Consider the following 19,287-nt stretch of genomic DNA (forward strand, 5'->3'; position numbering starts at 1 on the left):
GCAATCATGGCTGTAGCCGAAGAAATCGATGTGAACCGCATACCGCCGGAACCGGCGCCTGCCCGCTCGCCCGTGGAATCCGTGCAAGCCTTCGCCAAGACGCCGATGGGCAAGAATTTTCTGCGCGGCCTGGGCGTGGCGGCACTGATTGCCATCGGCGTGGCGCTGTACATGTGGAACCAGCCGCCCGAGTACAAGGTCCTGTTTTCCAACTACACGGACCGCGACGGCGGCGCCATCACCGCGTCGCTGGACCAACTGGGCATCAAGCACAAGTTTTCCGAAGGCGGCGGCGCCATTCTCGTGCCGTCCGAACAAGTCCACGACGCGCGCCTGAAACTGGCCGCGCAAGGCTTGCCGAAAGGCGGCAACGTGGGCTTCGAACTGATGGAAAACCAGAAGCTGGGCGTGTCGCAATTCCTGGAACAGGTCAATTTCCAGCGTGCGCTGGAAGGCGAACTGGCAAAGTCGATCGAATCGGTGTCCGCCGTCGATACGGCCAGAGTCCACCTGGCCCTGCCCAAACCGTCCGTCTTCGTGCGCGACCAGCAAAAACCGACCGCCTCCGTGCTGCTGAACCTGCATCCGGGGCGCGGCCTTGACCAATTGCAGGTCAGCGCCATCGTGCACCTGGTGGCGTCGAGCGTGCCGGAACTGTTGCCCGTCAACGTCACCGTGGTCGACCAGGCCGGCACGCTGCTGTCGAACCAGGAAAAAGACAAGGACCGCGCCAATGGCATCAAGAGCCTGGACCCGAACCAGCTAAAGTACGTACAGCAATTGCAACAAAGCGTGATCAAGCAAGTCGAATCGATTTTGCTGCCCATCGTCGGCGAAGGCAATGTACGCGCCGAAGCGACGGCCGACGTGGACTTCTCGCAAAGCGAGCAGGCGGCCGAAACCTACAAGCCCAATTCACCGCCGGAAGCGTCCACCATCCGCAGCCAGCAAACGAGCGAATCGACGGGCGCCGGCAATGCCAACCCGTCCGGCGTGCCGGGTGCCTTGTCGAACCAGCCGCCGGGCGTGGCCACGGCACCATTGAGCGCCGAAGCGCCAGGCGCTGCGGCTGGCGCGCCGACGGCACCGACCCAGAAAGAATCAACGACAAATTACGAAGTTGACAAGACCGTGCGCTACGAGCAGAAATCCATGGGCGGCTTGCGCCGCCTGTCGGTCGCCGTCGTCGTCAACTACCGCCGCAGCTTCGACAAGGATGGCAAGGTCACGGTGAAGCCGATTTCGCCTGCCGAAATGCTGCAGATCAATAATCTGGTCAAGGAAGCGATGGGCTACAACAAGGAGCGCGGCGACAGCTTCAGCGTGGCCAACTCGCCCTTCGACGGCATCGATCGCGCGCCGGAAGGCAAGCCGGAGTGGTGGCGCGATACGGCCAACCTGCCGCTGGCGAAGGAACTGGCGAAATTTCTCATCACGGCCCTCATTTTGCTGTATATCTTCATCAAGATCGTGCGCCCGATGCTGCGCCCGGTGATGCGCAAGATCGACGATTTCGGCGCGCCACCGCCCGTCATCGAGCCGGAAGTGAGCAAGGAAGACGAAGAAAACGAAGTCCTGCTCAGCGAAGCCGAGCTCGAAGAGCTGGAAGCAGACACGGCACGCGGTTATCGCGAAAACCTGGCGATGGCGAGGAAACTGGCACAAGAAGACCCACGCGTGGTGGCCAACGTAATCAAAGCATGGATAGGCAATAATGACTGAAACAACGGGACTGCAAAAAGCATCGATCCTGATGCTGGCACTGGGCGAGAGCGAAGCGGCCGAGGTCATGAAGTTTCTCGGCCCGCGCGAAGTGCTGAAACTGGGCGCCGCCATGGCCACCATGAAGGGCATCGCCCACGAACAGGTGGTCGAAGTGCTGGGCGACTTCCGCGCGCAAACGGAGCTCAATTCCACGGTCGGCCTCGATTCGGACGAATACATCCGCCAGGTGCTGACCAAGGCGCTGGGCGACGACAAGGCATCCGTGCTGCTATCGCGCATCCTGGGCGGCAAGGATGCGTCCGGCATCGAATCGCTGAAGTGGATGGATTCACAATCCGTGTCCGAGCTGATCCGCAACGAGCACCCGCAGATCATCGCCACCATCCTGGTCCACCTGGAGCGCGATCAGGCGTGCGAAATCCTCGGCCATTTCACGGATCGCCTGCGCAACGACGTGGTGCTGCGCATCGCCACCCTGGACGGCGTACAGCCGGCCGCCTTGCGCGAACTCAACGATGTGCTGACGAAACTGCTGTCGGGTAACGAAAACATCAAGAAATCGTCGCTCGGCGGCGTGCGCGCGGCGGCCGAGATTTTGAACTTCATGAGCGGCGAGCAGGAAGGCTCCGTCATGGACAATATCAAAAACTACGATAACGACATGGCGCAAAAGATCATGGACGAAATGTTCGTCTTCGACAACGTGATCGATATCGACGACCGCGGCATTCAATTGCTGCTGCGCGAAGTGCAGTCGGAAATGCTGATCATCGCCCTGAAAGGCGCCTCGCAAGAGCTACGCGACAAGATCTTCAGGAACATGTCGCAGCGCGCCGGCGAGATGATGCGCGAAGACCTGGAGTCGAAAGGCCCCGTGCGCTTGTCAGAAGTGGAATCGCAACAGAAACAGATTCTGCAAATCGTGCGCCGCCTGGCGGACGAAGGGCAGATAGTACTGGGTGGAAAAGGCGAGGATTCGTTTGTCTAATTTAATCCCCAAAGAGCAACAAACTGCTTACCAGCGCTGGGAAATGACCTCGTTTGGCGACGAGCGTCCCAGCGTGGTGGCGGCGCGCAAGCTGCTCGAACCCGAGCCGGAACGGCAATTCGACCCGGAAACGGATCCCTACGGCGAGCTGGAGCAAGAAGAGCCGGGGCCGCCGCTCGCCTATCCGACGCAAGAAGAAATCGACGCCATCCGCGAAGAAGCGCGCGCCACGGCCTACGATGAGGGCCGCGCCGCCGGCTATGCAGAAGGCCACGCGGCCGGCCATGCCGATGGCCATGCGCAATCGTATACCGAAGGCAAGGCGGCCTCGGACGTGGAACTGGCGCATCTGCAAAGCATCGCCGTCGACTTCGGCACGGCCGTGCACCAAGCCGATGAACTGATCGCCAACGAAGTCATGGAACTGGCCTTGCAGTTGGCCAAGAGCATGCTCAAGGCCGCCTTGCCCGTGCGCCCGGAACTGATGCTGCCGCTGGTGCGCGAGGCCATCGAATACTTGCCTGTGCTACAACAACCGGCCTTGCTGATACTCCATCCCGACGATGCGCAAGTGGTACGCGACGGCATCGGCGACGAGCTCGACAAGAGCGGCTGGCGCGTCATCGAAGACCCGAGCGTGGAACGCGGCGGTTGCAAGATCGACACGGCCAGCAACCAGATTGATGCGCAAAACGCCACCCGCTGGCAGCGCCTGACGCATGCGCTGGCCAAAGACCTGGACTGGCTGGCGCCGTGAACGATTGCGTCAAAGGCACGCAAGCCCATGCGGCGCGCTGGCGCGCCTACCTGAGCGACTGTTCGGCCGTGCTCGGCTTTGTGGAACCGATGCAAATATCGGGCCGGGTCACGCGCGTGGCTGGCCTGGTGATGGAAGCGGTGGGCCTGCGCCTGGCCGTCGGCGCCGCCTGCACCGTGCCGCTGCCCAATGGCGGGCGAGTCGAGGCGGAAGTGGTCGGCTTTGAAGGCGAGCGCCTGTTCCTGATGCCGCAAAGCGACGTCGAAGGCATCGTGCCCGGCACGCGCGTGTTTTCCGTCGAACCGGCCATTCCCCGCCCCGGCAGCGTGGCGCATCCGCGCCGGCGCCCCAGCGACCGTGCGCGTCACCTGCCCGTCGGGCCGCAACTGCTGGGCCGCGTGCTCGACGGCGCGGGCCGCCCGCTCGACCAACTGGGTCCGCTGCACACGACCGACAGCGCCCCCATCAATGTACGCCCCGCCAATCCCCTGGGCCGCGCGCCCATCGTCGATACGCTCGATGTGGGCGTACGCTCGATCAATGCCATGCTGACCGTGGGCCGTGGCCAGCGCATGGGCTTGTTCGCCGGTTCCGGCGTGGGCAAGAGCGTGCTGCTGGGCATGATGGCCCGCTACACGGAAGCGGACGTGATCGTCGTCGGCCTGATCGGCGAACGGGGCCGCGAAGTGAAGGAATTCATCGAGCAAATCCTCGGCGCCGAAGGCCTGGCCCGCTCCGTCGTCGTGGCGGCACCGGCCGACACGCCGCCGCTGATGCGCTTGCAGGGCGCCGCGTATGCGACGGCCATTGCCGAGTACTTCCGCGACCAGGGGCAAAATGTATTATTGATCATGGATTCGCTGACCCGCTACGCCATGGCACAGCGCGAAATCGCCCTGGCCATCGGCGAGCCGCCTGCCACCAAAGGTTATCCGCCGTCCGTCTTCGCCAAGCTGCCCGTGCTGGTGGAACGGGCCGGCAATGGCGAGGAAGGCGGCGGCTCGATCACGGCCTTCTACACCGTGCTGACCGAGGGCGACGACCAGCAAGACCCGATCGCCGACTCCGCGCGCGCGATTCTCGATGGCCACATCGTGCTGAACCGGCGCCTGGCCGAGGCGGGCCATTATCCCGCCATTGACATCGAGCAATCGATTTCGCGCGCTGCCCACTCGATCACCACGCCTGCACACCAGCAGCAGGCGCGCAAGCTGAAACAGCTGTATTCGCGCTATGAACGCAGCCGCGACCTGATCAGCGTGGGTGCCTACAGCGCCGGCACCGACCCGGTGCTGGACCAGGCCATCGCCCTGCATGAAAAGATCGAGGCATTTTTACAACAGCAAATCACGGAGCGGGTCAGCATGGACGAGAGCTTGGGGCAACTTACCGCTCTATTCGACTGATGAGCGCTTGCATGGCGGGAATATAATCGGGCATGGCCTCTCCTTCCCAACTTGCAACCCTGATTGACCTTGCCCAGCGCGAAACGGATGATTGCGCCAAGCGCCTGGGCGCGGCCCTGAAGGCGCTCGACGATTGCCGCCAGAAGCTCGATATGCTGTCCGGCTACCGCGATGACTATGCCAAGCGCTTCGAGGCGAGCATGAGCAACGGCATGACGCCCATGGCCTACCGCAATTTCCAGGCCTTCATGCTCAAGCTCGACAGCGCCATCATGGGTCAAGAGCAAGTAGTCAAGCACGCGCAGGCACGCAGCGACAATGAAAAGCAGCGCTGGCAGGACGCCGAACGCAAGCGCATGTCGTACACCACCCTGAACAACCGGGCGCAGGAACAGGCGCTGAAGCTGGAAAACAAGCGCGACCAGAAAGCAATGGATGAGCACGCGGCGCGACAAGCCTATTACAAACGCTAAGCTACACTGAGGCAGCATCATGCAAACCCTGCAAAACCCGATTTCCCAGATTGTCTCGCCGAACGCCACGCCGGGCACCGCCAAGCGCAGCCAGCCGCCCACCAGCGGCACGGCGGGCGACTTCCAGCGCACCTTGAACCAGCAGATCGAACAACGCCAGGCCAGCCGCAACAGGGAGCAAGCAGCAGCACCGGCCGCAGCTGCGGCCCGGACCGCCAACCCTGCCGCCCCGCAAGCCCCCGCCAAGGCGCCGGCCAAGGAAACGCAGCCAACGCAAGTGGACAAGGAACAGGGCGGCAACAGTGAACTGCCGTGCGCACCGGCCAGCGAAACGGCCGCGCCCGCCACCGGCGACCGCACCACGGCCGAGGCCAGCATGCTCGCCACCGCCACCGCGCCAGTAGTGCCGCCAGCCGATCCGGCCGCCGAGATGCTGGCCCTGGTGGGCAGCATCCAATTGGCCATCGAGCCGCCAGCGGCAGCCACGGCGGCCAAGGAAGTAGCGGAACTGCCCGCGAACGCGAGCATCAAGGCCGACGGCAAGAACCTGGCAACAGAGCGATTGCTGGCAGCCGGCCAGGGCAGCGGCAAGACTGTCGCCAGCGCCGCCACTGCGCAAGCAGAGCGCGGCGACTTCGCCGACAGCTTGGGCCAGGCCCAGGGCAAGACAGCCACTGCACAGGGCAGCAGCGTGCTGAGCGGCAAAGCCGAGCCGGGCAAGCTGGCCATCGATGCCCAGTTGGCGGCCAGCGCCAGGGCTGGCACCGCCGTGGCCGAACCAAGCATCAAGGAAACGCCAGCCGACCTGAGCCGCCTGGCCGCGCAGTTGCAGCCAGGCGCGCTGCCACTGGCAGCCGCCGCTGCGGCCGTGCCAGCAGACAAGCTGACGGGCAGGGTCGGCACGCCGGCCTGGGACCAGCAACTGGGACAGAAAGTCGTATGGATGGCGGCCGGGGGCGACCAGAGCGCCACCCTGACCCTGAATCCGCCCGATCTCGGGCCCGTGCAAGTGGTCTTGACGGTCACCAATGACCAGGCCGATGCCGCCTTCATGTCAGCCCAGCCCGAAGTGCGCCAGGCACTGGAAGCGGCCATGCCGCGCCTGCGCGAGATGATGAGCGAAGCGGGCATCGCCTTTGGCAGCGCCACCGTCTCGGCCGGCACGCCGGAACAGCAAAACAATGGCGAGCGTGCCGCCTCGGGGGAACGCCGTGGCACAGGCCAGGGCGAGCGCGTATCCGGTGGCGAGATCGCCATCGCACCGGCCAGCCGGCCCAGCCTGAGTGCCGTGGATACCTTTGCCTGAGGATAATTCATCGCGTGCAAGCCACTGGCGCGCGCCACAGCATCACTTTTCTTATAAAAACAGCGAGTTGAGGGCGCTTCCGCCCTCTTTTCACTGCATCCTTCTGCGCAGAATTTGCCGATAATGACATAATGGCGTCGTGATCCACTTCCATGCACTCGTGTACCATTGAAAGCAAATCCAAAAATGAAAGCAGATCCGAAAGCAGATGCAGGCCTGCCCCCCGCCGGTGCCTCGAAAAAGAAGCTTCTGATCATAGTGCTGGCCGCGGTGCTGTTGGCCGGCGGTATCGGCGGCGGTGCCGCCTGGTACTTCCTGCATGGCAAGGCCGATAAGGAAGAAGAAGCGGCGCCCAGCAAGAAGAAGCAGAAACATGCAGCCTCCAAAGCGGGCCCACCCGTCTTCGTGCCCATCGACTCCTTCACCGTCAACTTGCAGCCGGAAAATGGCGAGCAATACCTGCAAATCGCCTTCACCTTGCAGGTCAGCAGCCCGGAAGAAATGGACTTGATCAAGGTCAACATGCCGAAAGTGCGCAGCCGCTTGCTGCTGCTGCTGTCCGGCAAAAAGGCCTCCGAACTGAACACCGTGGAAGGCAAGCAGCAACTGGCGGCCGAAATCATCAATCAGGTGAACCAGCCGTTTGAAGGCAAAGGGCCGGAGCAAGACGTGACGGACGTATTATTTACCGCATTCATCATTCAATAAGCAGCCATGGCCGATAATTTCCTCTCCCAGGAAGAAGTCGATGCCCTTCTGAAGGGCGTCAACGGAGACCAGGACGACGCACAGACGCCGGAAGATGTCGCGGGAGTTCGTACCTACAACCTGGCAACCCAGGAGCGCATCGTGCGCGGCCGGATGCCAACGTTGGAAATTATCAACGAGCGTTTCGCCCGCCTGCTGCGCGTGGGCCTGTTCAACTTCCTGCGCCGCAGCGCCGAAGTGTCGGTCGGTTCCGTACGCGTATCGAAATACAGCGAGTTCATCCGTAACTTGGTGGTGCCAACCAATTTGAACCTGGTCCACATGAAGCCGCTGCGCGGCACGGCCCTGATGGTCTTCGATCCGGGCCTGGTGTTCTTGCTGGTCGACAATCTGTTCGGCGGCGATGGACGTTTTCATACGCGCGTCGAAGGGCGCGACTTTACGCAGACCGAGCAGCGCATCATTTTGCGCATCCTCGACATCGTTTTTGAAGCTTACACCAAGTCGTGGGAGCCGGTCTTCCCCGTCGAGTTCGAATATATCCGCTCGGAAATGAACACGCAGTTCGCCAACATCGCCACGCCGAACGAAGTGGTGGTGGCGTCGACGTTTACGGTGGAATTAGGCTCTGTTTCCGGACAAATTCACTTCTGCATGCCGTATTCGATGATCGAACCGATCCGCGATTCGCTCACTTCGAGCCTGCAGGGCGAGGCGCTGGAAGTGGACAAGCGCTGGATCCGCCTGATGACACAGCAAATCCAGATCGCCGAAGTCGAACTGGTGGCCTCGCTGGGCACGGCGCGCGTCTCGTTCGACGAAATCTTGAACATGAAGGTGGGCGACATTATCCCCCTCAACATTCCCGAACTGATCGCCGCCACCGTCGACGGCGTGCCCGTGATGGATTGCACGTACGGCGTGTTGAATGGACAATATGCGCTGAAGGTCGAAAAGTTGTTGGCGAACGCCGACAACATGAACAATCACTAAATAATTGCACTGGCCGCGTTGCGGTCCGTATCTGTACAACAGGAGAAACACATGTCTGACAACCAAGACGACCAAACTGCGGAAGACGATTGGGGCGCGGCCATTGCCGAACAGGCCAAGGCCGAAGCGGAAGCGCTGCAAAACCAGGCCGCCAGCACGGCCAGCGCGGCCAGCGCGGCCGTGTTCAAGGACTTTTCCAAGCAGCCATCGAAGTCGGAAACGCACAACGATATCGATTTCATCCTCGATATCCCCGTGCAGCTAACGGTCGAACTGGGGCGTACCAAGATCGCCATCAAGAACCTGCTGCAACTGGCGCAGGGTTCCGTGGTCGAGCTCGACGGCCTGGCCGGCGAACCGATGGACGTGCTGGTGAACGGCTGCCTGATTGCCCAGGGCGAAGTGGTGGTGGTGAATGACAAGTTTGGTATCCGCCTGACCGACATCATCACGCCTTCCGAACGCATTCGAAAATTGAATAAATGAAGCCTGGCCTGTTCATTTCCACCGTGCTGCCGCTCATGGCGGCATGCAGCATTGCGCTGGCGGCGCCGGCTTCGGCGCCCGTACCAGCTTCGGTCCCGGCCGAAACGGCGGCGCCCAGCGCAGCTGCCGAAGTTGCATCTGAAAAACCCGCTGCCGCCGCTGCAGCGGCACCCGCCCCTGCCGCCGCCCTGCCCGCCATGCCGGCCGGCGCGCCCATGGCGATGGCGCCGACCAGCTCGGCGGGCAGCCTGCTGCAAACCATCTTCGCGCTCGTCTTCGTGCTGGCCCTGCTGATCGGCCTGGCCTGGTTCATGAAGCGTTATGGCCCCAAGGTCATGGGCGGCAACAACAAAATGCGCGTCGTCAGTTCGCTCAACCTGGGCGGACGCGAACGCATCGTCCTCGTCGAGGTAGCCGACCAGTGGATCGTCGTCGGCGCCTCGCCTGGCCGCATCAACGCGCTGGCGACCATGGCGCGCCAGGAAGGCGAGTTGCCGCAACTGGCAGCGGCACAAAACGGCCCCGCCGCCGCCAATTTTTCCGAGTGGCTGAAACAGACCATCGAAAAACGCAATGGGAAATAAGCAGCAAATGATGTGCTCCAAGCTAAAGACTCCCTTGACCTGGCTGCTGGCGGGCGTCGCGCTGGCCTTGCCGCTGTGGGCCATGGCCCAGCCGGGCATACCGGCCTTCAACAGCACGCCAGCGCCGGGCGGCGGGCAAAATTACTCCTTGCCGGTGCAGACGCTCATCCTGATGACGTCGCTCACCTTTTTGCCGGCGGCGCTGTTGATGATGACCTGCTTTACGCGCATCATCATCGTGCTGTCCTTGCTGCGCCAGGCCATCGGCACGCAATCGGCGCCACCCAACCAGGTGCTGGTAGGGCTGGCCCTGTTTTTGACCCTGTTCGTCATGGGTCCCGTGTTCGACAAGATGTATACGGATGCCTATCTTCCCTACCAGGAAAACAAGATCAGCATGCAACAAGCGATGGACAAGGGCGTCGATCCGCTGAAAACCTTCATGCTCAAGCAGACGCGCCAAGCCGACTTGGCCCTGTTTGCCAAGATGTCGCGCTCGCCGGCGCTGCAAGGCCCGGAAGACGTGCCGCTGCGCATCCTCGTGCCCGCCTTCGTCACCAGTGAACTGAAAACCGCGTTCCAGATCGGCTTTGCCATCTTCATCCCGTTTTTGATCATCGACATGGTGGTCGCCAGCGTGCTGATGTCGATGGGGATGATGATGATGTCGCCAGCGACGATTTCGCTGCCATTCAAATTGATGCTCTTCGTGCTGGTCGATGGCTGGCAGTTGCTGCTGGGCTCCTTGTCTCAGAGTTTTTACTAGGGGAGGCACGATGACACCCGAAAGCGTCATGACCCTGGGCCGCCATGCGATGGAAGTGACCCTGATGGTGGCTGCGCCCATGCTGCTCGTCGCCCTCATCATCGGCTTGATCGTGAGTATTTTCCAGGCCGCTACGCAGATCAACGAGTCGACCCTGTCCTTTATCCCCAAGCTGGTCGGCATCTTTGTTGCCCTCGTCGCGGCGGGCCCGTGGATGCTGTCCGTCATGCTCGACTACATGCGCCAGGTATTTACCGGCATTCCGAACCTGGTAGGCTAGGCATGGCGCCACGGCAGACGCAATGCTGACCCTGTCGAGCATCGAACTCAATACCTGGATCGCAGCATTGCTGTGGCCGCTTAGCCGCATCCTCGGCCTGATTGCGGCCGCGCCCCTGTTCGGCAACGCTGCCGTACCGGCCAGCGTGAAGGTGACCCTGGGCGCGCTGCTGGCCATGATCATCGCCCCCACCGTGCCAGCCCTGCCTGCCATCAACCCGATGTCCTTGCCCGGTTTGCTGATCCTGACGCAAGAGATGCTGGTGGGCCTGGCCATGGGCTTTTCCATCCGCATCGTGTTTTCCGCCATCGAAATGGCCGGCGAGCTCAGCAGTCTGACCATGGGCCTGGGCTTCGCCTCCTTCTTCGACCCGCAAACCAAGGGCCGCTCGTCGGCCATCAGCCAGTTCCTCGTCATGCTGGCCACGTTGATGTTTCTCACCGTCAACGGCCACCTGGTCTTGCTGGCGGCGCTGGCGGAGAGTTTTATCAGCCTGCCGATTTCATCGAGTCCCATCAGCAGCGGCGGCTTCCAGCAAGTGGCGGCCTGGGGCGGGGAAATCTTCCGTTCCGGCCTGCAGATTTCGCTGCCCGTCATCGCTGCCTTGCTGCTGACCAACGTGGCGCTGGGCATTTTGACGCGCGCTGCGCCGCAGCTGAACATTTTCGGCATCGGCTTCCCCGTCACCCTGGGCGTGGGCTTGCTGGTGATCAGCATGGTCTTGCCCTACTTGGCGACACCCTTCCAGAATATGTTCCTGCGCGGCATAGAAACGGCGCGCCTGCTGCCGCGCGGCTTTGCCACGCGCGACCGCCCGCCACCGCCCGCGCCGCCGAACCCCTTGCGCCCTGCGCTACCGGCGCCGTCGCCGCTGCCACCCGCGCGCTGATGCTCGCCGCCGCGCTCAGATAGCCATGGGCAGCAGGCAGTGGCTCAACGATCCTCCAGCACAACAGCGATGCAGTAGACTGCACAGCTTGCCTGCGTAGTTTGCAAGGATGGCCAGCTTGCGGGCGCAAAAAAGCCGGGGCGGGAGACGCACTGCCTGCCCCGGCTTGCCGCTCATTGCGCGCTGCTGGCCGCTTAGCTGATGTAATTGAACAGCGACAGGCCCGAGATGGAGCTGAACGATTTTTGTGCCGCCTGCAGGGTCACTTGCTGCTGGGTGAAGCTGGAGATGGCCTTGACCATGTCGAGATCTTGCAAGTCGGACAGCGTGGTGGCGTACTGGATGTCGAGGTCTTCGCCTGCGCTGTCGAGATAATCGAGTTCCTTCATGCGGGCGCCCACTTCGGTGCGCACCGACAGTACATTGTCGTAAGCGGTGTCGAGAATATTATGCGCGGCGTTCAAGCCATTCGTCAGGCGCGCCTGGCCCGCGTCGCCGACGGCCGTCTGGCGCAGCACGCCGATCAGGTTTCTCACGCTGGTAAACAGCGATTCCTTGGCGCTCGGCTCCAGCGTAAAGCTGTCCAGATCGGCCGGTTTTCCCGTGATGTTCAGCTGCTGGCCGTCGAAGGTGATGGTGTCGCCCGACTTGTAGGCGACGGGTACGGCGGGATTTGGCACCGTCTGGCCCAAGGTGGCGTCCGTGACAGTATAGGTGGTGACGGCGGTTGTGCCCGTGCCCGTGATGTTGAAATCGATCGAATACTTATGCCCCGTCAAGGCCGACGGATCCGTCACCGTGCCGCTGGAAATGATGCCTGAGCCGCCGCGCGTGAAATTGGCGGTGGCCGCTGCCGTGGTGAACTTGCCGTTGCCGGTCAGGTTATTCTCGAACACGATGGCGCCGGAATCGCTGGTCGGCAGGTAGCGCGCCGATCCCACCTGCAGTTCACGCTGTCCCTGGTCGCCCACGTAGGTGGCGCCCGTCGGCGTCTGGCTGAATGGCTGGGTGGTGGATTTATAACCGGAAAACAGATAGCCGCCAGCGCCGTCGGCCGTGTTCGCAATGCCCAACAAGTCGGTCAGCCGGCCTTCCAGCTCCTTGGCCAGGGTTTCGCGGTCGACATCCTTGAGAGAAGTATTACCGGCCTTCACGACCAGGTCTTTCACGTCGGCGATCAGCGAGGTGGTGCTGGCCAATGCCAGCTCTTCCTGCGACAGGAAATTCTTTGCATTCAAGCGGTTCGTCACGAACTGGGTATTGATCGATTGCGACTGCGTCACTTCCAGCGCGCGCGCCGAGGCGATCGGATCATCGGCCGGCGTCAGATTGCGACGGTTCGACGACAGCTGCATCTGCGTACGGTTCAAGGCGCCCTGCAGATTGTTCAGCTGGGCGCTGCCCTGGTCATAAATCATTCGTGTGCTGATGCGCATGATGCTGCCCTTCCTGAAAGCCGCGGCGCGCTGCGCTGCGGTAAAAATTAATTAACGTCCCAGACCGATCACCACATCGAACAAGGTGCTGGCGATCTGCATGACCTTGCCGCACGCCTGATACGATTGCTGGTAACGCAGCAGGTTGGCCGCCTCTTCGTCGAGGTTGACGCCAGAAATGGCCTGCTGCTGGGTGCTGGTCTGCTGCAGCAAGGCCAGGCTGGCCAGGCCACTGACCTGTACTTCGCGTGTCTTGTTGCCCACGAAACTGACGGTTTGCGCATACGAACCCTGGAACGTGGTATTGCCGCCATCGAGGATATTCTTGGTCTGCAAGCCCGCCAGCAGCACCGCGTTGCGGTTGTCGCCCACGCCGCCCGTGTTGGGCGCAATGGTAAATTTATCGCCCTGCGCCGGCGCGCCCGTCATGCTGACATTGATGCCGCCGAAGCTGAAGTTATCGCCTTCCTTGTACGGGATATTCGCCGTCCCGGCCGGATAGATCGTGGTGCTGCCATTCAAGCCCTTGACCGTCACCGCCTGGCTCGGCGGGAAACCCGTCAGCGAGGTAGTCGCCTTGTCATATGTTAACGTCAGCGGACCCGTCAGGGCATTGCCCGGGGTCAGGTAGGCCTTGTCGACCGAGCCTGGACTAAGCTTGCCTGAACCCGTATTGGCCACCGGTGCCGAGGTGGCAATGGGAGAGGCGGCGGCCATCTTGTTGCGGTCGGTGATCAGCACAGCCAGGCCGGCCGCGCCATTTGCCGTCGGCTTGATGACGTAATTATCGCCCTGCGCGGCCGCGCCCGAGATCGAGAAATCGACGCCATCGATGGTTTGCGGCGCGGTTTGCGGATACGGGTTGATGATGGTGTGCGTGCCGTCCGATTCGCGCGTCACCACGTAGTTGCTGCCATCGTATTTCAGGCTGTAATCGCTGGCTGTCAGCTTGGTGGCGTCGCTGACCTTGGCCGACAGCACGGTGGTGCTGCTGGCGTTGTTGCCACGGTCGGCACCGATCACGGGGTCAGGTATCTTGAAAAAGTCGCCGCCCATGGCGCCACTCAAGTCCTGGCCCAGCTTGTGCTGGTCATTGAAGGTGCTGGCCAGCGCGATGGCCACCTTGCCCAGAGAGTTCTCGACATTGTCCAGCGTGCCGCTGCGAAACTCCAGCAAGCCGCCCAGCGAGCCACCGGTCAGGGAGCTGTCCGGCAGCACCGTGACAGTACTGCCCGTGACGTAGCCCACCTCTATGCGGTTCGGGTCGGTCCGCGAAGGCGTGGCGGCGAGCGCAAAGCTGCGCTCAGCCACCACCAGCGGCTGGCCCGCGCCGATGGAAATGGTCACGGTATTGTTGGCTGCCGGTTGCACCGTCGCCTTGACATATTTGTTCAATTCCGTGATCAGCTGGTCGCGCTGGTCCAGCAGATCGTTGGGCTGGTTGCTGGCATCGACCGACAGCTGAGAAATCGATTGATTCAGCTCGGCGAGCTGCTTGGCATAGGTATTAATCACCGTCACACTCGACGTGATCTGCGAATTGACGCCGTCGCCGATCTCCGTCAGGCGCGCGCTCAAACCCTGGAAACGGGAAGTGAGCGAGCCGGCGCTCGACAGCAAGGCCTGGCGCGAAGCGACCGAGGACGGATTGGCGCTGAAGTCCTGCACGCCCTTGAAGAAATCCTGCAGCGCGGGCGAGAGACCGGCCGTGGGATCGGCCAGCAAGTTGTCGATCTGGCTGATCTGCGTGTGATAACTATCGAGCGCACTGGTGGCGCTTTGTGCAGCATTGACCTGGGTGGCGATGAAGCTGTCGTACTGGCGCTTGATCTGCGACACTTCCGTGCCCGTGCCGACGAAGCCGTAGCCGGCATAGTTCGAATGCGCAGTCTGCTGCAGTACCGTCTGGCGATTATACCCGGGCACATTTGCATTGGTGATGTTATGCCCGGTCGTCGACAGGCCCACCTGCGCTGCAAGCAAACCGCTTTTACCAATACTGAGGAGATTCGAAGTCATGGTGTCTTATTGTTTACCGTCAAGATGATTTACGGCAGTTGCGGCAAAAACTTGAAGCACGCGGCCTGCACAAGGGTAGGGACGCGCCTTAACCGACCAGCGAATGATTGATTATTTTTGTCAATTTGGCCGCATAGTTGGGGTCCGTCGCGTAACCAGCCTTTTGCAAGCCCTGGGCGAACTTGCTGGCGTCGCCCGCACTGGCCAGCACTTTTTCGTAGCGCTTGTTGCCGGTTATTAACTGCGCGTAATCCTTGAAGCTGTCCGCATAACTGTCGTAGGCGCGGAATTTTTCCACCTTGCGCTGCGCCTTGCCATTTACATATTCCGTGGTGACCGCTTCCGCGACCTTGCCCTTCCAGTCGCTTGAGGCCTTGATGCCGAACAGGTTGTGGCTGCTGCTGCCGTCGCGGCTGATGATTTCGCGCTTGCCCCAGCCCGTCTCCAGCGCAGCCTGGCCCAGCATGAACTTGGCCGGGATGCCGGTAGCGCGGCTGGCTTCTTCCGCATGCACGCCGAGTTTTTCCTGAAACGCGCGCACGTGTGGCGCCTGCGTGGCATTGGCCTTGTCGCTCAAGGTCTTGCCGGTGGCGCTGGCCGCGCCATCGGTCAGCGCGCCCTGCTGCTGGCGGAAGGCTGCCAGCGCCTGCGCCATGCTCGACGAACGCGGCGACGGCGCTTCGGCGCCATCGGCAGCGAGCGCCTGGTTCGAGGACGACAACTGACGTATCAGCACGTCCGCCAGGCCCGTGCCACGCTTGGCCAGGTTCTGGCTGGTCTGCTGGTCCAGCATCGAGGTGTACATCTTGCTTTGCTGGCTATCCATGATGCCGTCCTGCGGCGAGGCGTCGCGCATGCTTTTCATCATCATGTTGATGAACATGGCTTCAAACTGCGTAGCTGCCTCTTTCAGGGCGGCTGGGTCCTTCGCCTTGGCGGACTGGCGCAAGCCATCCATGCCCTTGACGTCGTAAGCGGCGGTATTGCTGAGGTCGGTTTGGCTGATCATGGCGTACCCATCAAATGATTTCGAGTTCGGCGCGCAGCGAACCGGCCGCCTTCATCGCCTGCAGGATGGCCAGCAAGTCTTGCGGCGAGGCGCCGATGGCATTCAAGGCTTTCACCACCTCGGCCAGCGAGGCGCCGCCCTTGACCAGCATGACCTTGCCCGGTTCTTTCTTGATATCGATCTGTGCTGTCTGCGTAACCGTCGTGCGCCCGCCCGACAAAGGCGCCGGCTGGCTCACATCGGGCTCGACATTGACGGTGACGGACAGGTTGCCATGCGAAATGGCGCACGTTTCCAGGGTCACGGACTGGTTCATCACCACGGAACCGGTACGCGCATTCATGATGACCTTGGCGGCCAGGCGGGCCGGATTGACTTCGATGCTTTCCAGTTGGCCCAGAAAGGTCACGCGCTGGTCGCTGCCACCGGGCGACTGCACCTGGATCACCCGCCCGTCCAGCGCCGCAGCCGTGCCGGCGCCGTAGCGGCTGTTGATGGCGTCGACGACGCGGCTGGCGGTAGCGAAATCGGTCGCATTCAATTCCAGGCGTATCGTGTTGTTGGCGCCCAGTACCGAAGGCACGGTGCGCTCGACGGTGGCACCGCCCGAAATGCGTCCCACGCTCAAGTGATTGATGACCACCGAGCTGCCGGCCGCCTGCGCGCCTACGCCACCCACCAGTACATTACCCTGCGCCATGCCATACACCTGGCCATCGGCGCCCTTCAAAGGCGTCATCAATAAAGTACCGCCGCGCAAGCTTTTTGCATTGCCCATCGACGACACCGTCACGTCGAGCAACTGGCCCGGCTGGGCAAACGCGGGCAAGGCTGTCGTCACCATCACGGCGGCCACGTTTTTCAGCTGCAAGCTCGTGCCTTGCGGCAAGTTAATGCCTTGCTGCTGTAGCATCGCCGCCACGCTCTGGATGGTGAACGGCGTTTGCGTGGTCTGGTCGCCGCTGCCATCGAGGCCGACGATGAGGCCATAGCCCATCAGCTGATTCTGACGTACGCCGGCGATGCTGGCCAAGTCTTTCAGGCGCTCGGCCTGCGCCACGGGTGCCAGCAGGCACATGGCCAGGCCGATGGCGATCAAAACGCGCTGAAAAGTAAACGTAGTCATGATCAGAATGGCAGCAAGCTGAGGAAGAAGCGCGAAGCCATCGACGCCATTTCGGCGCGGTCGATCTGGCTGTTGGTGCGGTATTCGACGCGCGCGTCGGCTACCTGCGTCGATGGCACGACGTTGCCGATGCCGATGGTGTCGGGATTGACCATGCCCGAGAAGCGGATGAATTCCGTGCCCTTGTTCATGGCGATCTGTTTTTCGCCAGCCACGATAAGGTTGCCGTTTGGCAGCACCTCGATCACCGTCACGCCGATCGTGCCGGAAAAGGTGTTGCTGGCGGATTGGTTGTCGCCATCGGCAAATTTCGTTGCGCCATTTGCCGAGACGGTGCCGCCCAGACGGCCCTGGGCCAGGCCGGGCGTGCTGAAGCCCACGCTGCCGGACTTGTTGCCGGAACTGGCGCCCGCCTTGACGGCATTCGTGCGCTCGGTAATGGCGATGATCATGATGTCGCCCACGTGGCGCGCGCGGCGATCTTCGAAGGCGGGACGGTAGGTCGATGGCTGGTAGATGGAACCGTTGCTGACGACCACCGGTTCGGGCATCGGCGCGCGCGTGGTGGTCGGGTATTGCACGATCGAGGTGGGCGTAATGGCGCAGCCTGATAACAGGACTGCAGACAACAGGGCGATGATGGGGTATTGCATGAGGAACCTCCGCGGCCATCCGTTGGCGGATGGCAGGACGACGATGAACATTAGAGTTGCGACAATTTCTGCAGCATTTGATCGGATGTGGTGATGGCCTTGCTGTTGATCTCGTAGGCGCGCTGCGTCTGGATCATGTTGACCATTTCCTCGGCCACGTTGACATTCGAGCTTTCAATATAGCCCTGCATCAGCACCCCCGCGCCATTCGTGCCTGGGGTATTGGTCTGCGCCACGCCGGAAGCGCCCGTTTCCATGTACAGGTTTTCACCCTTCGATTCGAGGCCAGCCGGATTGACGAAGGTGGTCAGCTGCAGCGAACCGATCTGCGATGGCGCCACCGTATTGGGCAGGGTAACGGAGACGGTGCCGTCGCGCGCCACTGTCAGGCTCAGCGCGTTCGTCGGCACGGTGATGGCGGGCTGGATGACGAAGCCTTCGGAAGTGACGAGCTGGCCGTTGGCATCGGTCTGGAAGGAGCCGTCGCGCGTGTAGGCGGTGGCGCCATCGGGCAGCAGCACCTGGAAGAAACCGGTGCCATTGACCATCACATCGCGCGAATTGCCCGACGCCTGGGGATTGCCCTGGGTATGGATGCGCTCGGTAGCCACGGTGCGCACGCCCGTGCCGATCTGCAGACCCGAAGGCAGCTGGGTTTGCTGCGACGATTGCGCGCCCGGCTGGCGCACATTTTGATACAGCAAGTCTTCAAACACGGCGCGCGACTTCTTGAAGCCGGTGGTGCTGACGTTGGCCAGGTTATTGGCGATCACGTCCATCTGCGTCTGCTGCGCTTCCAGGCCGGTCTTGGCTATCCAAAGGGAACGAATCATGTTTTTTCTCCAATAACAGCGCTTGCCAGCCCTGTAAGCTATTTCTATGTAACCATTATGCGACCGGCTCTATCAATTCAAAGCGAGGATCTGGGTGGCTTTCGCCGCGTTATTCTCGGCATTCTTCAACAAGCTCATTTGGGTTTCGAACTGGCGCGCCAGAGCGATCATGCTGACCATCGATTCGACGGGGCTGACATTGCTGCCCTCCAGCGCGCCCGTGGTCAATTTGACGGCCTGGTCGGCCTGCGCCAGCGTGCCATCCTTCAAGCGGAACAGGCCGTCATCGCCGCGCACCAGTTGCTGCTCGGGCGGGTTGACCAGCTTGATGCGCCCCAGCACCGTGGACGGCCCTGGCGGCACGTCGGTGGAAATCGTACCCACCGTGCCATCGCCGGCAATAGTCACTGTCACGCCCGGTGGAACGGCCAGCGGGCCCGTGTCGCCCTGTATCATCAGGCCCGATTGCGTCTGCAGCATACCGTTTTCATTGAGCTTGAAAGCGCCATTGCGCGTATAGGCTTCGGAACCGTCGGTCGACTGTACCGCGATCCAGCCGCTGTTTTCCACGGCCACATCGAGCGCGCGGCCCGTGTGCTGCATGGGTCCTTGCGTGAAATCGGAACCGACGGTCGAATCGACAACGAAAGCACGTGTCGGCATCATGCCATCGGCCACGACGGGCACGGCGCGAAACGAGTCGAGCTGGGCACGGAAACCCGTGCTGGTGGCGTTCGCCAGATTATTCGCGGTAGTGGCCTGCTTGTCCAGGATGTGCTTGGCGCCCGAGCCGGCGGTGTAGATGAGACGGTCCATGTTTTTTCTCCGTGCAAAACGAAAGCCGGGAGCA

At 62.0% G+C, this 19,287-nt stretch carries 20 protein-coding genes; 13 read left to right on the forward strand and 7 right to left on the reverse strand.

The features are described from left to right. Window positions 1-105: 105 nt before the first annotated feature. The 13 genes from fliF to fliR all read left to right on the forward strand — a co-directional run bounded on the left by fliF (window position 106) and on the right by fliR (window position 11,361). Window positions 106-1,722, forward strand: a complete 1,617-nt coding sequence (gene fliF, locus H4V96_RS16420; protein WP_280721191.1) for a flagellar basal-body MS-ring/collar protein FliF — start codon at window positions 106-108, stop codon at window positions 1,720-1,722. Next, the gene (gene fliG, locus H4V96_RS16425) at window positions 1,715-2,713 is read left to right on the forward strand and encodes a flagellar motor switch protein FliG (RefSeq protein WP_010400752.1); all 999 of its coding nucleotides are present in this window, start codon (window positions 1,715-1,717) and stop codon (window positions 2,711-2,713) included. Before fliF ends, fliG begins: the two co-directional genes overlap by 8 nt. Before the next feature lie 43 nt (window positions 2,714-2,756). Next, entirely contained in the window at window positions 2,757-3,470 is a 714-nt protein-coding gene (gene fliH / locus H4V96_RS16430; protein ID WP_010400753.1) for a flagellar assembly protein FliH, read from the forward strand. An 89-nt stretch (window positions 3,471-3,559) separates the two neighbouring features. Then, window positions 3,560-4,876: a flagellar protein export ATPase FliI gene (fliI, locus tag H4V96_RS16435; RefSeq protein WP_261980972.1), complete on the forward strand. Its 1,317-nt coding sequence runs from the start codon at window positions 3,560-3,562 to the stop codon at window positions 4,874-4,876. Window positions 4,877-4,908: 32 nt separating this feature from the next. Beyond that, window positions 4,909-5,349 carry a flagellar export protein FliJ gene (gene fliJ, locus H4V96_RS16440; RefSeq protein ID WP_010400759.1) on the forward strand — a complete coding sequence of 147 codons (441 nt, stop codon included), beginning with the start codon at window positions 4,909-4,911 and terminating at the stop codon, window positions 5,347-5,349. Window positions 5,350-5,368: 19 nt separating this feature from the next. Continuing rightward, a complete protein-coding gene (locus tag H4V96_RS16445; protein ID WP_280721056.1) occupies window positions 5,369-6,655 on the forward strand; it encodes a flagellar hook-length control protein FliK in 1,287 nt (428 codons plus the stop codon). Window positions 6,656-6,841: 186 nt separating this feature from the next. Next, on the forward strand, window positions 6,842-7,363 hold the full coding sequence (gene fliL, locus H4V96_RS16450) for a flagellar basal body-associated protein FliL (protein ID WP_196854759.1): 522 nt from the start codon (window positions 6,842-6,844) through the stop codon (window positions 7,361-7,363). Between the two features lie 6 nt (window positions 7,364-7,369). After that, the gene (gene fliM / locus H4V96_RS16455; RefSeq protein ID WP_010400765.1) at window positions 7,370-8,356 is read left to right on the forward strand and encodes a flagellar motor switch protein FliM; all 987 of its coding nucleotides are present in this window, start codon (window positions 7,370-7,372) and stop codon (window positions 8,354-8,356) included. A 51-nt stretch (window positions 8,357-8,407) separates the two neighbouring features. Next, window positions 8,408-8,842 (forward strand): flagellar motor switch protein FliN, encoded by a 435-nt coding sequence (fliN, locus tag H4V96_RS16460; protein ID WP_010400766.1) that lies wholly within the window; start codon window positions 8,408-8,410, stop codon window positions 8,840-8,842. Beyond that, a complete protein-coding gene (gene fliO / locus H4V96_RS16465) occupies window positions 8,839-9,426 on the forward strand; it encodes a flagellar biosynthetic protein FliO (RefSeq protein WP_010400767.1) in 588 nt (195 codons plus the stop codon). Before fliN ends, fliO begins: the two co-directional genes overlap by 4 nt. Before the next feature lie 82 nt (window positions 9,427-9,508). Continuing rightward, a complete protein-coding gene (gene fliP, locus H4V96_RS16470) occupies window positions 9,509-10,192 on the forward strand; it encodes a flagellar type III secretion system pore protein FliP (protein ID WP_193365540.1) in 684 nt (227 codons plus the stop codon). 10 nt (window positions 10,193-10,202) lie between these two features. Further along, window positions 10,203-10,472, forward strand: a complete 270-nt coding sequence (gene fliQ, locus H4V96_RS16475; protein ID WP_196854758.1) for a flagellar biosynthesis protein FliQ — start codon at window positions 10,203-10,205, stop codon at window positions 10,470-10,472. Between the two features lie 22 nt (window positions 10,473-10,494). Then, window positions 10,495-11,361 (forward strand): flagellar biosynthetic protein FliR, encoded by an 867-nt coding sequence (gene fliR / locus H4V96_RS16480; protein ID WP_010400771.1) that lies wholly within the window; start codon window positions 10,495-10,497, stop codon window positions 11,359-11,361. A gap of 194 nt (window positions 11,362-11,555) precedes the next feature. Here the strand turns inward: fliR and flgL are convergent, their stop codons facing one another. The 7 genes from flgL to H4V96_RS16515 all read right to left on the reverse strand — a co-directional run bounded on the left by flgL (window position 11,556) and on the right by H4V96_RS16515 (window position 19,253). After that, window positions 11,556-12,797 carry a flagellar hook-associated protein FlgL gene (gene flgL, locus H4V96_RS16485; RefSeq protein ID WP_196854757.1) on the reverse strand — a complete coding sequence of 414 codons (1,242 nt, stop codon included), beginning with the start codon at window positions 12,795-12,797 and terminating at the stop codon, window positions 11,556-11,558. Between the two features lie 51 nt (window positions 12,798-12,848). Further along, window positions 12,849-14,816 (reverse strand): flagellar hook-associated protein FlgK, encoded by a 1,968-nt coding sequence (gene flgK / locus H4V96_RS16490; RefSeq protein ID WP_196854756.1) that lies wholly within the window; start codon window positions 14,814-14,816, stop codon window positions 12,849-12,851. Window positions 14,817-14,904: 88 nt separating this feature from the next. Next, complete coding sequence (gene flgJ / locus H4V96_RS16495) at window positions 14,905-15,825, reverse strand: flagellar assembly peptidoglycan hydrolase FlgJ (RefSeq protein WP_280721057.1); 921 nt, start codon at window positions 15,823-15,825, stop codon at window positions 14,905-14,907. Window positions 15,826-15,835: 10 nt separating this feature from the next. Then, window positions 15,836-16,951 carry a flagellar basal body P-ring protein FlgI gene (locus H4V96_RS16500; RefSeq protein ID WP_196854754.1) on the reverse strand — a complete coding sequence of 372 codons (1,116 nt, stop codon included), beginning with the start codon at window positions 16,949-16,951 and terminating at the stop codon, window positions 15,836-15,838. Between the two features lie 2 nt (window positions 16,952-16,953). Continuing rightward, the gene (locus tag H4V96_RS16505) at window positions 16,954-17,604 is read right to left on the reverse strand and encodes a flagellar basal body L-ring protein FlgH (RefSeq protein WP_029496605.1); all 651 of its coding nucleotides are present in this window, start codon (window positions 17,602-17,604) and stop codon (window positions 16,954-16,956) included. Window positions 17,605-17,654: 50 nt separating this feature from the next. Beyond that, window positions 17,655-18,437 carry a flagellar basal-body rod protein FlgG gene (gene flgG, locus H4V96_RS16510; protein ID WP_010400781.1) on the reverse strand — a complete coding sequence of 261 codons (783 nt, stop codon included), beginning with the start codon at window positions 18,435-18,437 and terminating at the stop codon, window positions 17,655-17,657. 72 nt (window positions 18,438-18,509) lie between these two features. Next, window positions 18,510-19,253: a flagellar basal body rod protein FlgF gene (locus H4V96_RS16515; RefSeq protein ID WP_010400782.1), complete on the reverse strand. Its 744-nt coding sequence runs from the start codon at window positions 19,251-19,253 to the stop codon at window positions 18,510-18,512. Between the last annotated feature and the right edge of the window lie 34 nt (window positions 19,254-19,287).

It is taken from the genome of Janthinobacterium sp. CG_23.4 (assembly GCF_029892305.1).
GTDB lineage: Bacteria > Pseudomonadota > Gammaproteobacteria > Burkholderiales > Burkholderiaceae_D > Janthinobacterium > Janthinobacterium lividum_D.